The 15,406-nt window shown below is 65.7% G+C and carries 12 protein-coding genes; 9 read left to right on the forward strand and 3 right to left on the reverse strand.

Annotated elements, in window-relative coordinates; translation table 11 throughout:
- Positions 1-34: 34 nt before the first annotated feature.
- From ABQ137_RS04010 to folK, 5 genes are all read left to right on the forward strand, one after another.
- Complete coding sequence (locus ABQ137_RS04010; RefSeq protein ID WP_349781255.1) at positions 35-409, forward strand: BON domain-containing protein; 375 nt, start codon at positions 35-37, stop codon at positions 407-409.
- A 286-nt stretch (positions 410-695) separates the two neighbouring features.
- On the forward strand, positions 696-2,507 hold the full coding sequence (locus tag ABQ137_RS04015) for a sensor histidine kinase (protein WP_054591909.1): 1,812 nt from the start codon (positions 696-698) through the stop codon (positions 2,505-2,507).
- A complete protein-coding gene (locus ABQ137_RS04020) occupies positions 2,504-2,944 on the forward strand; it encodes a response regulator (RefSeq protein ID WP_016900854.1) in 441 nt (146 codons plus the stop codon). Before ABQ137_RS04015 ends, ABQ137_RS04020 begins: the two co-directional genes overlap by 4 nt.
- A 3-nt stretch (positions 2,945-2,947) precedes the next feature.
- On the forward strand, positions 2,948-4,450 hold the full coding sequence (locus tag ABQ137_RS04025; protein ID WP_024939668.1) for a hybrid sensor histidine kinase/response regulator: 1,503 nt from the start codon (positions 2,948-2,950) through the stop codon (positions 4,448-4,450).
- A gap of 92 nt (positions 4,451-4,542) precedes the next feature.
- The gene (gene folK / locus ABQ137_RS04030) at positions 4,543-5,055 is read left to right on the forward strand and encodes a 2-amino-4-hydroxy-6-hydroxymethyldihydropteridine diphosphokinase (RefSeq protein WP_046345647.1); all 513 of its coding nucleotides are present in this window, start codon (positions 4,543-4,545) and stop codon (positions 5,053-5,055) included.
- A 12-nt stretch (positions 5,056-5,067) separates the two neighbouring features.
- Here the strand turns inward: folK and ABQ137_RS04035 are convergent, their stop codons facing one another.
- Positions 5,068-5,805 carry a pteridine reductase gene (locus ABQ137_RS04035; protein WP_349781257.1) on the reverse strand — a complete coding sequence of 246 codons (738 nt, stop codon included), beginning with the start codon at positions 5,803-5,805 and terminating at the stop codon, positions 5,068-5,070.
- Here ABQ137_RS04035 and ABQ137_RS04040 point away from each other — a divergent pair.
- A complete protein-coding gene (locus tag ABQ137_RS04040; RefSeq protein WP_349781259.1) occupies positions 5,804-7,057 on the forward strand; it encodes a class I SAM-dependent methyltransferase in 1,254 nt (417 codons plus the stop codon). The genes ABQ137_RS04035 and ABQ137_RS04040 overlap by 2 nt on opposite strands.
- Before the next feature lie 32 nt (positions 7,058-7,089).
- Complete coding sequence (locus ABQ137_RS04045) at positions 7,090-7,458, forward strand: VanZ family protein (RefSeq protein WP_208412966.1); 369 nt, start codon at positions 7,090-7,092, stop codon at positions 7,456-7,458.
- 224 nt (positions 7,459-7,682) lie between these two features.
- Here the strand turns inward: ABQ137_RS04045 and ABQ137_RS04050 are convergent, their stop codons facing one another.
- Together ABQ137_RS04050 and ABQ137_RS04055 are read right to left on the reverse strand one after the other, a co-directional pair.
- Positions 7,683-9,728 carry a TonB-dependent receptor gene (locus tag ABQ137_RS04050; protein WP_349781261.1) on the reverse strand — a complete coding sequence of 682 codons (2,046 nt, stop codon included), beginning with the start codon at positions 9,726-9,728 and terminating at the stop codon, positions 7,683-7,685.
- A 314-nt stretch (positions 9,729-10,042) separates the two neighbouring features.
- Positions 10,043-10,903 (reverse strand): 2OG-Fe(II) oxygenase, encoded by an 861-nt coding sequence (locus ABQ137_RS04055; protein WP_349781263.1) that lies wholly within the window; start codon positions 10,901-10,903, stop codon positions 10,043-10,045.
- A 189-nt stretch (positions 10,904-11,092) separates the two neighbouring features.
- On the opposite strand from ABQ137_RS04055, the gene ABQ137_RS04060 reads away from it, so the two are divergent.
- Together ABQ137_RS04060 and ABQ137_RS04065 are read left to right on the forward strand one after the other, a co-directional pair.
- Positions 11,093-12,571, forward strand: coding sequence for a beta-helix domain-containing protein (locus tag ABQ137_RS04060; protein WP_349781265.1), 1,479 nt, complete (start codon positions 11,093-11,095; stop codon positions 12,569-12,571).
- Between the two features lie 79 nt (positions 12,572-12,650).
- Positions 12,651-15,305, forward strand: coding sequence for a TonB-dependent receptor domain-containing protein (locus ABQ137_RS04065; RefSeq protein WP_349781267.1), 2,655 nt, complete (start codon positions 12,651-12,653; stop codon positions 15,303-15,305).
- Positions 15,306-15,406 lie beyond the last annotated feature (101 nt).

Raw genomic sequence — 15,406 nt, forward strand, 5'->3', positions numbered from 1 at the left:
AGACTGCGGCCACATTCACAGGAGGGTACATCCGATGAAGAACATCACACATGCACGCAAGTTGCTGGCTCTGGCGCTGTCGCTCGGTCTGACGCTGGGTGCCTCGCAGGCATTCGCTGCGCCGCAGGAGCACGCCGCGCACAAGGATCACGCTGCCTACAACATGAACGAATCCAAGAAGCCGGTGACCGACACCTGGATCACCACCAAGGTGAAGGCCGATCTGCTGGCCACTGACAATGTGTCGGGCACCGACGTCAAGGTCGAGACCAAGAACGGCATTGTCACCCTGACCGGCACGGTTGCCACCAAGGCCGAGCACGACAAGGCCGTGGCAGTTGCCAAGGGCATCGAAGGCGTCAAGAGCGTCAAGTCCACCGGCCTGAAGGTCGTCGCTGCAAAGATGTAACTGCAGCGGTAGCGAATGCCGGGCCAGCCGAGGCGAGGCGGCTGAACCGAGCACAAGGCGCACTCCATGGGGTGCGCCTTTTTTGTTGCCTGCGCGCAAGACGGGCACGCCGACGGGCGGCCGGGCGCTCGCGCCATTTTCACGTTTACTGCACTTATGATATGCCCATTCAGCTATGTCGCCATGGGAGTGATCAGGCTGAATCGTTAATCTCATCCTGAGCCTGATCGGAGACAATGCCGACTTGCCTTCGGGGCCTTGGCAGCGAGCGGATACAGACCTAGCAATGCAGACAACGGTCCAAGAAGACAGATGGGATCGCTGGCGCCTGCCATTACTGGCGGTTGCCGTGTTTCTGATTGTGGTGGTGCCGTCGCTGCTGCTGCAGCAGATGGCGCACAACGCCAACCAGGCCGCGGTGTGGGTGTCGCATAGCCAGGAGGTGCAGGAGACCGCCCAGCGCCTGGAAGCGGCGATGCGCGATACCGAATCTGCAGCCTTGATGCGCTCGCATGGCGTGCAGCGCCCGGCCCTGCTGGAGCGCATGCGGCGCGGCCGGCGCGAGTCGCTGGCGGCGGTGCAGCGGCTGATCGTGCTGACCAAGGACAACCCCGCACAGCAGGTGCGGATGGGGCGTATCCAGAGCACCATCGAGCGGCGCCTGTTGCTGGCCGAGCGGATTGCGGTGACCACCGCGCCGGAGCAGATCCGTCTGCTGATCAACGACATGACCCTGAACAACCCGATCCGCGTGCTGATCGACGAGTTGCAGGACGCCGAGGGCAAGCTGCTGGAGTTGCGCAGTACGCGCGCCGACACCGAACGCACGCATTACGCGGTGTTGAGCTGGGGCACGCTGGTGGTGCAGTTGCTGCTGCTGGGCACGGTGACCTGGTTGCTGCAGCGGCAGATCCGTCGCCGCCTGGCGGCCGAGCAGGAATACCTGCGCGCCAACGGCCGCGCGTCGTCGGTGCTGCAGACCGTGCGCGAGCCGATCGTGCTGCTGGATTCCGGCCAGCGCATCCTGCTGCACAACCCGGCGTTTGCCGAGTTGTACGGGCTGGACGAGCGCGGCAACGAATCGATGCCGCTGGAGGACGTGGGCGATGGCGTCTGGCGCGATGCGCAGATCCATCAGCGGCTGGCCGACGTGTTGCTGCGCGGCCGCGAGTTGTGGGACTACGAACACGAGCAGCGCGCCGCCGATGGCGTGCAGCGCACCATGCTGATCAACGCGCGGCGCATGCCGCTGCCGGACACCAGCGACGAAGACGTGGTGCTGATGACGGTCAGCGACATCAGCCTGCAGAAGGCCTCGCAGCTGCGCATCCAGGAGCTCAACCGGCAGATGGAAGGCAAGGTGGAGCAGGTGTCGGAGGTCAATCGCGAGCTGGAAGCCTTCAGTTATTCGGTCTCGCACGATCTGCGCGCGCCGCTGCGCCATGTGGCCGGATTCTCCGACAAGCTGGCGCGCCACCTGGGCGATGCGGCGGACGAGAAATCGCGTCACTACATGGAAGTGATCAGCAGCTCGGCGCGGCGCATGGCGTCGCTGATCGACGATCTGCTGGTGTACTCGCGCCTGGGCCGCAGCGCGCTGCGGTTGCAGGCGGTGGACATGCAGTCGCTGGTGTCGGAAACCCGCGCGATCCTGGATTCCAACGTGCAGAGCGAGAACACCGGCCACCGTGTGGACTGGCATATCGCGCCGTTGCCGGTGCTGGTGGCCGACGAGAACATGATGCGCCAGCTGTGGATGAACCTGCTCGGCAATGCGGTGAAATACAGCACCAAGCGCGAGGTGGCCAGGATCGAGGTCACCTATACGCCGATGGCTGACGGCGGCCACCAGTTCAGCGTGCGCGACAACGGCGCCGGCTTCGACATGGAATACAGCGCCAAGTTGTTCGGCGTGTTCCAGCGCCTGCACAAGGCCAGCGAATATCCCGGGACCGGTATCGGCCTGGCCAGCGTGCGGCGTGTGCTGACGCGTCACGGCGGCCGGGTCTGGGCCGAAGGCGCGGTCGACGAAGGCGCCACGTTCTATTTTGTGCTTCCTCCTGCGCTTGAAGCGCCCAACCAAGAGTTCAATGTATGACCGCCATCCGTACCATTCTTCTGGCAGAAGACAGCCCGGCCGATGCGGAAATGGCCGTCGACGCGCTGCGCGAAGCCCGCCTGGCCAATCCCATCGTGCACGTCGAGGACGGCGTGGAGACCATGGACTACCTGTTGCGTCGGGGCATCTTCGCCGATCGCGAGGAAGGCCTGCCGGCGGTGTTGCTGCTGGACATCAAGATGCCGCGCCTGGACGGGCTGGAAGTGCTCAAGCAGATCCGCAGCGAGGAGTCGCTCAAGCGCCTGCCGGTGGTGATCCTGTCGTCCTCGCGCGAGGAGAGCGACTTGGCCCGCAGCTGGGACCTGGGCGTGAATGCCTACGTGGTCAAGCCGGTGGACGTGGATCAGTTCTTCAACGCAGTCAAGACGCTCGGCACCTTCTGGGCGGTCATCAATCAGGCACCGGAGCTGGACTGACCCATGCTGCAAGAGGGGGGCAAACTGGAGCAGCTGAAGATCCTTCTGGTGGAAGATTCACCGGAAGACGCCGAGCTGTTGTCCGATCAGCTGCTCGATGCCGGGCTGGATGCGGCGTTCGAGCGTGTGGACAGCGAGCCGTCGCTGCGTGCCGCACTGGATGAATTCCAGCCGGACATCGTGCTGTCGGACCTGAGCATGCCCGGTTTTTCCGGCCATCAGGCGCTGCGCCTGGTGCGCCAGAGCGGCGCCACGCCCTTCATTTTCGTCTCCGGCACCATGGGCGAGGAGACCGCGGTCAAGGCGCTGCAGGACGGCGCCAACGACTACATCATCAAGCACAATCCGACCCGCCTGCCGAGCGCGGTGATTCGTGCGATCCGCGAGGCGCGCGCCGACCTGGAACGCCAGCGCGTGGAGAGCGAGCTGATGCGCGCGCAGCGACTGGAAAGCCTGGCAATGCTGGCGGCCGGGTTGAGCCACGACCTGCGCAACATCCTGCAGCCGTTGCTGATCGTGCCCGACCTGCTGGCCGGACGCACCGACGATCCGCAGCTGCGCCAGCTGGCCAACGTGGTGGCCGAGTGCGGCCGGCGCGGGCACGAGATGGCCGAGTCGATGCTCTCGTTCGTGCGTGGCTCCAACAAGCCGCGCGAGCAGGTGTCGATCGCCAGCCTGTTCCAGGCCGTGCAGATGTTGCTCAAGAGCAGCCTGCCCGACGGCGTGCGCCTGCAGATGGACACGATCCCGCTGGATCTGACCATCGAGGCCAACTACACCGAGTTGCAGCAATGCCTGCTCAACCTGGGCCTGAATGCGATCCAGGCGATGCCGGGCGGCGGGATGCTGACCCTGTCGGCCGATCGCCACGACGGCACGCGCGTGCGCATGAGCGTGGCCGACACCGGCGTGGGCATGAACGAAGATACCCGCGCACGCCTGTTCAGTCCGTTCTTCACCACCAAGGCCGATGGCACCGGCCTGGGGCTGATTTCCTGCAAGCGCATCGTCGAAAGCTACGGCGGCAGCATCGTGGTCGACAGCCGCCTGGGCGAGGGCACGCGGTTCGACATGATCGTGCCGATGCGTGCGGCCGCAGTGACGATTGCCGACACCGAGCCGCCGCTGGCGTTGGGGCATGGGCAGCGCATCCTGCTGGTGGATGGCGAGGCCACGCGCCTGTCGCTACTGGGCAATGCCTTGTCCAGCCAGGGCTATCAACCGCAGCTGGCCACCGATGGCGCGGCGGCGCTGCAACTGGTGCAGCAGCACGCGATGCCGGACCTGGTGATCATCGACAGCGACATCATCCAGCTCTCGGCGGTGAGCGTGTTGTTGAGCATGCAGGAGCTGGGCTACCACGGCCCGGCGATCGTGCTCGAAGATGTCGGCGCGCCGCTGCAACGTTCGCATTTTCCGCCGGACATCCCGGTGCATGTGCTGCGCAAACCGCTGGAAATGCGCCGGGTGTTCCGCGCGGTGGCGCATGCGCTGGAAGCGGCCTGAGGCCAGGGTCTGGCGCGCTGCGGGCGGGCAGGCTCAGATGCGACACGATTGCAACAGTTGACGCCCACGCTGGCCGCATGCGCGAATAACGCATGACCACCGTGCTTCTCAGCCTCGGCAGCAACGTCCAGCCGACCCACTACCTGCGCCTGGCCGTCGACGCCTTGCGCGCACGCTTCGGCCAGCTTGCCGTCTCGCCGGCGTACCGCACGCCGGCGGTGGGCTTCGACGGGCCGGACTTCGTCAACAACGCCGTGGCGCTGGACACGGACATGGACCTGGCTGCGCTGGACCACTGGCTGCATGCGCTGGAAGATGCGCACGGCCGCGATCGCAGCGGCCCGCGTTTCAGCGACCGCACGCTGGACGTGGATGTGGTGTTCTTCGGCGATTGCATCATCGAAGGCCCCGGCCATCTGCGCATCCCGCGGCCCGAGCTCAAGCATGCCTTCGTGTTGAAGCCGCTGGCCGATATCGCACCCGACTTTGTCGATCCGCTCAGCGGGCAGACCCTGGCCGCGCTGTGGCAGGCGCACCCGCAGCACGGCATCGCGTTCATGACGGTGGCGCTGGATGCGGCCCCGGCGCTGGATGTGGCGCGCTAGCGCCGTTGCAGCTCAACTGAGCTGGCGGCCGCCGTCCACATGCAGGGTGTGGCCGGTGACGAAGCCGGCGTCGTCCAGCAGCCAGCGCACCGCCTCGGCGATTTCCTCCGGCGTGCCGATGCGGGCCAGCGGCGTGCGTGCGAGCAGCGCCTGCCTGGCCGCTGCGGATTTGCCTTGCTCCGGCCACAGGATCGCGCCGGGCGCGACCGCGTTGACGCGTACCTCCGGTGCCAGCTCCAGCGCGAGTGAGCGGGTCAGCATTTCCAGCGCACTCTTGGACGCGCCGTACAGCGGGTGATTGCGCATCGGCTGCTGCGCGTGCAGGTCGGTGATGTTGACGATGGCACCGCGATGCTGGCGCAGCTGCGCGGCGGCAGCCTGGGCGATGAAGAACGGTGCGCGTGCATTGACTGCGAACAACTCGTCCCATTGCGCGGCTGTCGCTGCGCCGAGCGCGGTGGGGTAGAACGCGGAGGCATTGTTGACCACGCCATCCAGGCGGCCGAACGCGGCGATGCAGTCGGCGACCAGCTGCGCCGGTGCCTCCGGCATGCGCAGGTCGGCGTGCAGGGCCTGTGCACTACCGGCGCGCAGGGCGCAGAGCTCCGCTACACGCGCGCCGAGCGCCGCGCCGGAGCGGTGCGCATGCAGGGCAACGCGGTAGCCGGCCGCATGCAGCGTGGTGGCGATCTGCGCGCCAATCCGGCGACCTGCACCGGTGATCAACACCACCTTGGAACTGTCTGTCATGGCGCACTCGCTCGGCGTTGCAAAGGGCTCGGCTATCCTGTGCATTGTCCCCGCAACCGGTGCCCGCATGCACGCCGACCTTCCTACTCCCGATCCGGACGCCCTGGCGCATAGCGGCCGGCTGGCCGCGCATCTGCGCGCCGAGATCGCCGCCGCCGGTGGTGCGATTCCGTTCTCGCGTTTCATGGAGCTGGCGTTGTACGCGCCGGGTCTGGGCTATTACAGCGCCGGCTCCAGCAAGTTCGGCGAGGCTGGCGATTTCGTCACCGCACCGGAGCTGGGGCCGTTGTTCGCGGCCACCGTGTCCGGTGCGCTGGCACCGGTGCTGCAGCAACTCGGGCCGCAGGCGCGCGTGCTGGAAGTGGGCGGCGGCAGCGGTGCCTTTGCCGAAGTCACGCTCAAGCGCCTGCTCGAGCTGGATGCGCTGCCGGAGCGTTACGCGATCCTGGAGCCCAGTGCCGACCTGCGCGAGCGTCAGCGCGAGCGGTTGGGACGCAGCCTGATCCCGCCGGTGTTCGATCTGGTGGAGTGGCTGGACGGGCCGTTCCCGGACGATTGGGACGGGGTGCTGTTCGCCAACGAAGTGATCGACGCATTGCCCACGCCGCGCTTCACGCTGCGCGACGGCGAGGTGTATGAAGAAACCGTGGTGCTGGATGCGCAGCAGCAATTCGCGCGCGGCGAGCAGCCGGCCGATGCCTTGCTGGGCGCGGCAGTGCGGCATCTGGAACGTTATCTGGAGCAGCCCTTCGCCGATGGTTATCGCTCCGAGCTGCTGCCGCAGTTGCCCTACTGGATCCAGGCGGTGGCTGGCGGTCTGAAGCGCGGCGCGATGTTGTTCGTCGACTACGGTTACCCGCGTGGCGAGTTCTATCGTGCGCAGCGCGAAGACGGCACCTTGCGCGCGTTCTATCGCCATCGCATGCATGAGGATTTGTATCGCTGGCCGGGCCTGCAGGATCTGACTGCGTCGGTGGACTTCACCGCGTTGGCCGAGGCCGGCACCGGAGCCGGTTTCGAACTGGCCGGCTACTGCACGCAGGCGAGTTTTCTGCTCGGCAATGGCCTGGATGCGTTGTTGGCGCAGGCCGACACGCGCACCGACGAAGTAGGGCGCATGCGGCTGCGCGAGCAGATCAAGCGGCTGACCTTGCCCAGCGAAATGGGCGAGCGCTTCCAGGTGATGGGTTTTGCGCGCGACGTCGATTTTGCGCCGGCATTTCTGGCGGGCGATCTCACGTGGCGGCTGTGACGCAGACGCTGCGCCCGTTTCATCGGCCGCGGTTGTGGGTGGGGTTGTGGATCGCTGCGATCGTGGTGGTGATCGCGGTCTGCCTGGGGCCGCCGCCGGAGATTCCGGAGCTGCCGGATAACAGCGACAAGGCCGAGCACTTTTTGACCTTCGCGCTGTTGTGCTGGGGCGCGGTGCAGTTGTTTGCCACGCGCCGCGCGCAGGTTGGTGCGGCCATCGGTCTGGTGGCTTTAGGCGTTGGCATCGAGATCGCGCAAGGCGCACTGACGACCAATCGAAGCGCCGACCCATACGATGCGCTGGCCGACACGCTGGGCATTGCTGCAGGCCTGTGCCTGGCGTGGACGCCGTTGTGTCTTGTGATGTTGCGGATCGACCAGCGCCTGTTCGCGCGGGGTTGAGTTGCGTGCGCGCATGCGTGTACGAATGCGCGTGTGCGCCAGGCACTGCCGTTATCGAGCGGTGTACTTGCGATGGCGCATTGACGCATCGGCAGCGGGTAGCGGGATGTCGTGGCAGCTGCCTGCAGCGTGTGGAGTCCCGGATCCGGCGCAGGGCTGCATCGGGTAGCAGCCACGCGTACATCATCGGATGAGACGTCGATCGCAGCCTGTGGATGCGCGGGTTACAGCTTCATGTTCAGGCCAAGATAGAGCTGGCGCCCTGCCGCTGGCGAAAACATCGGCTGCGCCTGCGTCCAGAAGAAGCTGTCGTACCACACGTAGGCATACTCGCGGCCGGTGGCGTTGCGGACCTGCAGATCCACGCTCCAGGCGGGATTGATGGTGTATCTGGCGGTGAGATCCAGGGTGGCGAAGCCGCCGTATTTGCCGGCCAGGTTGCGCTCCTCCAGATAGTAGTCGCCTTGCGCGCGGCCCTGCATTCCCAAGCGCAGCGCAGCGGTCGGGCGGTACTCGACGCCGACGTTGCTGATGTAACGCGGCGTTGCGGCCACTTCGCGGCCGACCAGCGACACGCTGGCATCGCGGTCGTCGCGTTCGATCTTTGCCTCCTGGTATGCGTGCGATGCCCATAGCGTCCACCTGTCGCCCAGCTGCGCATTGATCTGCGCATCCACCCCACGCCTGCGTGTCTTGCCCAGGGTGACGGTGGTGCCGGTGGCGGGCATGTTGGAGACTTCGTTGGCCGCGTCCTGTTGCCACACCGCAATGCGCGCCTGGCCGCCCTGGAACGGGCTGAATTTCATGCCCAGCTCCACGCCGGTATTGGTGGACGGGCGGACGTCCGCCTGCCCGGCGGTGAGGTAAGCCGGCGCCGTGGACCCGGTCAGCACCTGGAAGCTGCGGCCCCAGTTGGCATAGACGTTGGTGGTCGGGGTAAAGGCGTAGACCAGGCTCAGTTTGGGCTGCTCGATGGTGCCATAGCGCTGCAGCGGCGCGCGAACGCCGCCGGGCAGTCGGGTGTCGCCGTCGAAGCGGTCCACACGGTAGGCCGGCACGATCTTCAGCGCCTCGGTCGGCTGATAGATCGCCTGCACGTAGGCGCCCCAGTTGTCGAAGGTATGGCGGTCGTCGTTCTGGATGCGTGCCGGCGTGGCATTGAAATCGGTTGGCTCGGCATAGCTGAAACGCTCGCGTCGGTAGGCGTTGTCCTGATGCTCGTAGTTGATGCCGCCTTCCAGGGTGAGCGTGTCGCTGCTGCGCCAGGTCAGCGTGTTGAGCATGCCGACCTGGGTCTCGTCCCAGATGCGGCGCTGGCGTGGCGCATTGCCGGTGGGCAGGTCGCTGAAGGTCACCCGGCGGTCGTCGTGATAGCGGTTGGAGTAAAGCTTGGTGCCGAAAAACAGCCCGTCTGCCAGCTTTAGATCCAGATGGACGCCGAACTGGCGCATGTCGCGGTCGTCGCCGTCGTTGCGGTTGCGCAGGTCCGAACTGCGACGGTCTGCCTGCATTTCCGCTGCGGTCATGAAGCCGGGTTCGTCGGCCTGGTTGTGATAGACGCGTGCGGTCAGGCCGATGCGCATGCCGTCGTCGAGGTTGCCGTAGAACCATTTGCCGCCCAACGAATACTTGCTGGAGGTGTCGTGGTCGCGGTAGCCATCGGAGGCCTGCACGCCGACGAAATAGTTCTGCGCAAACCCGTCGCGTTCGCGTCCCACGGCCAGCTGCGCATCGCGGGTGTTGAAGCTGCCGTAGGTCAGGCGCGCGTCGGTGTAACTGCCGCCCTGGCGCGTGCCGAAATTGATGTTGCCGCCGATATTGTGCAAGCCGTAGCGCGGATCATTGGTGCCGCGCACCACTTCGATGTAACTGATTTCCAGCGGGAACAGCATGTCGATGAAGCGCTGGTTGCCACTGTTGACGTTGCTGGGGATGCCGTCGATCAGCGTCTTGATCGCATTGAGGTAACCCTCGCCGTTGAAGGCGCGAAAGCTGACCTTGCCCGATTCGGCGCCTTGCCGGGTTTCGGTGAGCTGGATGCCGGGCATCTGCCCGAGCAGCTCCCAGCTATAGGACACGTTCTTGTCCTCGATCTGATCGGCCCCCAGCACGTCCACCGAGGTCAGTACCTGATGCGCGGTGAGTTGGCCTTCGCCATGCTGGTGGACATCGACCTTGCCGAGCGTCAGCGCTGAATCGGACGACTGTGCGCGTGCCTCAGGGAGCAGCAGAACGGCGCCGACGGCCGCCGCGAGAATGTGGATCTTCATGGATCGGACAGCACCAATGCGAAGTGGGAAACCGAATGTGGCATCTTTTGCAATATTATAACATAAATGGCAAGTCTTCGGTCCGAGCTGCAGGGTGCTCGCGGTGCGCGTGCGCTGCCGGGGGCTGGATCGCGGCAGCCAGCGCGCTTCGCACCGCGCTCAGCGGTGGCTGCGGTCAGCAGGATTGGAGGCCGGCAGCAGCTCCGGTGTCCAGGCGTGGCTGGCCCGGCGCAACAGGCTTGGGTGGCAGGCGGCAGGGGGGGGCTGGTCGCGTCGGTACGTGCCGGCCGCTGGTGCCGGTGTTCTGCGGAGCGTTAGCCGGGCATGCGTACCGCGCGTTCGCGTAGCCACTTGGTCGCCACCCACTTTTCGCCGGCCAGGACCGGTGCGCCGGCATGCAGGCTGCGTGTCATTGGATGCGGGCGGTCGTAGCTGAAGAACACCGCATTGCCTTTGACGGCGGCAACGTCCAGGTGCGCATCGGGAAAGCGCGTGGCGCCGCCGCGTTCCGGCGTGTTGAGATACATCACCAGCGATGCGACGCGTTGGCCGCCGGCCTGCAGCAACACCGGCGTGCCGGCGGCCGCGGGGTCGAAGTAATCGTAGTGCGGTTGATACTCGGCGCCGGTGGCATAGCGCAACACCTGCAGTCCTTCGCCGTGGTCCACGGGCCAGTCGAGCAGGCGGGCGATGCGTGCTTCGATGCGTTGGCACAGCGCATCCTGCCCCAGCTGCAGGCACATGCTGTGGCTGGTGCGTGCGGCATGCACGATCTGCGCGCCGTTGTCGTTGTCCACCGTGCGCGAACGCGCCAGGCGTGGCTGCGCCAGTGCGATCAATGCCTCGCATTCGGCATCGGACAGGAAATCGCCCAGCACCGCCACGCGCGGCAGCAACAGGCTGACCAGCACGCGCACCTGGCGATCGCCCAGGTCCAGCAACGAGGCATCGTTGTGCTGCAGCACTGCCGGCACGCGCACCGGCACCGGCAGGCCATGGGTCTGCGCGTGCTGGTGGATGTGGTCGCGCAGCAGGGCCTCGACTGCGTCGATGGCGTCCTGTTCGTTCCAGCCCTGATCCAGGAGCGGCTGTAGCGCTTGTTCGGGCGGCTGGCCGGTCATTGCCTGCGCAATGATCCAGTCGCCCAGGGCAGCGGGGATGGGAGGCGGAGTCATCCTCCTACAGTGCATGTCAATGTGTGGCAGACATGTGTCAATTGTGTCGTCGTAAGACAAATGAAACAGACAGCCCCTATAAAAGTTACGGGGATCTTGAACGTGCTCGCCACTGCAGTGAGCGGAACGCAACCAATTCTTGACGACTCCTCTTCATACCGGACCTTCCTTGACCTGGAGATCAGCCGCATGTCCGTTCGCAATAGCAGCAAGACACTTCTCATGACCTTTGGTACCGCGCTGGCCTTGTCGGCCTGCGGTGGTGGTGCCGATCGTGTCGCCTCGCCCGGCGAGGGCGCATTTCCGCCGGCACCGACGCCGGCTCCCGCACCGACCCCGGCGCCCACGCCTGCACCGACGCCCGCTCCGGCACCGACCGGCCCGGCCGCCGATTGCCCGACCGGTTTCTCCAACGTCGGCACCATCGCCAACAACACGCTGCGCGCCTGCCAGCTGCCGGACACCATCAACGGCAACCTGGTGGTGCCGGCACGTGCGGGCACGGCGTATTCGATCAGCGGGCGCGTCAACGTGGGCACCGACCGCGGCGGCAACGCCATCGCACCGGCCGCCGGCAGCACGCAGGGCATCCTGACCATCGAGCCGGGCGTGACCCTGTTCGGTTCGGCGGGTAGCGACTACATCGTGGTCAACCGCGGTTCGCAGATCTTTGCCGAAGGCAGCGCCACCGCCCCGATCGTGTTCACCGCGCGCCAGGCGCTGGAGGGCCAGGTCAGCGCCAACACCATCGGCTTGTGGGGCGGCATCGTGGTGCTGGGCCGTGCGGCCATCAACAACTGCCCGGGCACCACGGTCTCCGGTACGCCGGAATGCCAGGCGCAGGTGGAAGGTACCAATGCGTTCTACGGCGGCAACAGCGCCACCGACAACAGCGGCTCCATGCGCTACCTGCGGGTGATGTATTCGGGCTTCGAAATTTCGCCCAACAACGAGCTGCAGGGCATCACCCTGGCCGGCGTGGGCAGCGGCACGCGCCTGGATCATGTGCAGATCCACAATAGCTCCGACGACGGTATCGAATGGTTCGGTGGCACCGTCAACGGCAGCCACATCGTGATCACCGGCGCCGACGACGATTCGCTGGATACCGATGCCGGCTGGAACGGCGCCCTGCAGTTCGGCATCGTGGTGCAGCGCGCCGGTGGCGGCGACCGCATAAACGAGTGGAGCAGCCTGCGCCGTCAACCGTACTCGCGCCCGAAGGTGGCCAACTTCACCTACGTGGGCAATGCGCGCGCCGGTGCGGCGATCATGCTCAACCAGGGCACGCAGGCCGCGTTCTACAACTCGGTCGTCACGCGTCCGGCCGGTGGCAGCGGTGATGGCCTGGTGTGCTTCAACCTGGCCGATGCCGACACGCTCGGGACCTTCAACTCGGTGTTCTTCGCCTGCCCGACGGCTTTCGGCAGCGACGCGCGTGCGGCCACCCAGTTCGCGGCCGGCACCAACAACGTCGCCAACGGTGTGTCCACGTTGCAGAACACCTTCGTCAATGGCGCCAACGAAAGCGCCGTGCCGGCCTTCCAGGGCTTGAATGGGGTGAGCAGCTTCTTCCAGCAGGTGAACTACATCGGTGGCGTGCGCGATGCCAACGACACCTGGTGGCAGGGCTGGACCTGTGGCCTGACCGCCGATCGTCCCTGCTGAGGCACAGCATCGCAAGGCAGCCCGTGCGGCTGCCTTGTGATGCGTCCAGCTTCATCTTTCAGTTGCCAGGGCTCCCACGATGCGAACCTCCGCTGTCGCCCGTCTCTCGCGGACGGGCCTGTCTCTTTCCATTTCCACCTTGCTGTTTTCCGGCGCTGCGCTGGCGCAGTCGACCACCACCGATGCCGGCTCTGCCAGCGGCAGTAGCAGCACCGCCACCAGTGCGCCCAAGCAACTCGACCAGGTCGTGGTGCGCGGCGAGTACATTCCCGAACCGATGCTGCAGACCTCGGAGGTGGCATCGTTCGTCACCCGTGAGGACATGGAGCGCACCGGCGACAGCAGCGCGGCGGTGGCGCTGACGCGTGTCACCGGGCTGAGCCTGTCGCGCGGCAAGTACGTGTATGTGCGCGGCCTGGGCGAGCGTTATTCGTCGGCATTGTTCAACGGCTCGCCGTTGCCCAGCCCCGAGCCGATGCAGCGCGTGGTGCCGCTGGATCTGTTCCCCAGCGACGTGCTGGCCAGCGTGACCGTGCAGAAAACCTATTCGGCCGATTATCCGGGCGAATTCGGCGGTGGCGTGATCGATCTGCAGTCGATGGCGGTGCCGGACAAACCGTTCCTGTCGCTGACCGTGGGTGGCGGCGTCAACAGCGTCAGCACCGGCGAAAAAGGCCTGACCTATTACGGCTCCGGCGATGACGAATGGGGCTACGACGATGGCACCCGCAAGCAGCCTGCCGCGTTGCGCGATGCGATCCAGAGCGGCCGGCGCGTGGATCTGGGCAGTTTCTCGCGCGAGGACATCCGCCGTATCGGCCGCAGCTTGAACGACGCCAACCTGTATGTGCTGCAGGAAAAGGACAGCATCGCCCCGGACGTCAATGTCGGCGGCAGTGCCGGTTACAGCATGGACGTGGGCGAGGCCAAGCTGGGCATCATCGCGGTGGCCAGCTACGACAACGAGTGGCGCACCCGCACCGGCAAGCAGCAGGACGGCATCTTTGTCGGCGATACGGTCGAGTTCAACTCCAACTACGACTTCGCCACCACCCGCAACAACGTGCGCACCAACGGCATGCTGGGCCTGGGCTGGGAGTACGGCCGCCACACCATCGGCTGGACCACCTTGTATGTGCACGATGCCTTGAAGGTGGCACGCAGCCGTGCCGGCCGCGATGAGCTGGCCGGTTTCGATGTGCGTGACGACAACACCGAGTGGTACGAGCGCCAGCTGATCAACAACCAGCTGCGCGGCACGCACGCGTTCGGCGAGTACGACGATCTCAAGATCGAATGGCGCGCAGCGGTGGCCAATGCCAGCCGCGATGTGCCATACGAAACCGGCATTCGCTACGAGTTGCTCGATGGCTACTGGGCGCATGATGCCTCGCGCGTGCAGAACTACACCCGCTTCAGCAAGGTCGACGACAAGGTGGCCAGCGGCGGGGTGGATGTGACCTGGCGTTTGCCGATCGAGCACGACTTCACCGTCAAGGGCGGTCTGGCCTATCTGGACAACGACCGCAGCGCGTGGAGCCGCGAGTTCCGCTTCCTGGCGCTGGACGGCCCGCTGCCGTTCTACAACCAGTTCCAGCGTGTGGATCACCTGATCTCCGATTACAACCTCAGCAACGATCTGCTGCGCCTGCGCGAGACCACCGGCAGCTTCGGTGCGGCCGCGTACGATGCGACCCTGAAGGTCAAGGCGGCGTATCTGCAGGCCGAGGGTGAGATCGTGCCGACCCTGCGCGCCACCGTCGGTGTGCGCTACGAAGACGCCACCCAGGCGGTGCATCCGTACGACATCTTCACTGGCGTGCGCCAGGACAGCGTGGCACCGCTGGAGAACAGCTACGCGCTGCCATCGGCCACGGTGACCTGGAATTTTGCCGAGAACCAGCAGCTGCGCTTTGGTGCGTCCAAGACCATCGCGCGCCCGCAGTTCCGCGAGATGGCGCCGCAGCAGTATCTGGACCCGGATATCGATCGCCAGTTCTTCGGCAACCCGTTCCTGGTCGATAGCGAGCTGGTCAACCTGGATGCGCGGTACGAGTGGTTCTTCGAGCCGGGCGAGTATTTCACCGTCGGCGCGTTCTACAAGAGCATCGACAAGCCGATCGAAGCCATCGTCAACGACGCGCCCGGCGGCGGCATCGTGCAGAGCTTCATCAATGCGCCCGAGGCCACCTTGTACGGCATCGAGCTGGAGGCCAAGAAATATCTGGACCTGCCGATCGCGGCCGACTGGTGGGGCGACAAGCGGGTGTTCGTGTCCGGCAACTACACGCGCACCAAGTCGGAGGTGAGTGCCAGCGATGGCGACACCGTGCAGCCGTTCGGCTTCACCGCACCGGTGCAGGCGACCTTGTTCATCCGCGATGGCTCGGCCTTGCAGGGGCAGTCCGATGACATCGCCAACCTGCAGATCGGTGTGGAAAGCGAGAGCACCCATAGCCAGGCCACCTTGATCGCCAACTATGTCGGCGAGCGGGTGTCCGCGCGTGGCCGGCCGGGGCAACCGGATTACATCGACAAGCCCGGCACCTCGCTGGATCTGGTGATCAAGAAGGGCCTGGTATGGTCGGGCAATACGCTGTCGTTGAACTTCGCCGCACGCAACCTGCTCAAGACCAAGTACCAGGAATATCAGAGCCTGGGCAGCAATCGGGTGGACCTGTACGAGTACCAGCCCGGGGTGACGTATGACCTGAGTGTGACAGCGCGCTTCTGATTCGACGCCCGCTGCCGGTATCGCAAACGCCCGCCCTGCCTCGCATGGCGGGCGTTTGCATCTGGGTCTGTGTCGCCGTGTGTCGGACTGTGTCATCACTT

Source organism: Xanthomonas sp. WHRI 8393 (assembly GCF_040203315.1).
Classification (GTDB): domain Bacteria; phylum Pseudomonadota; class Gammaproteobacteria; order Xanthomonadales; family Xanthomonadaceae; genus Xanthomonas; species Xanthomonas arboricola.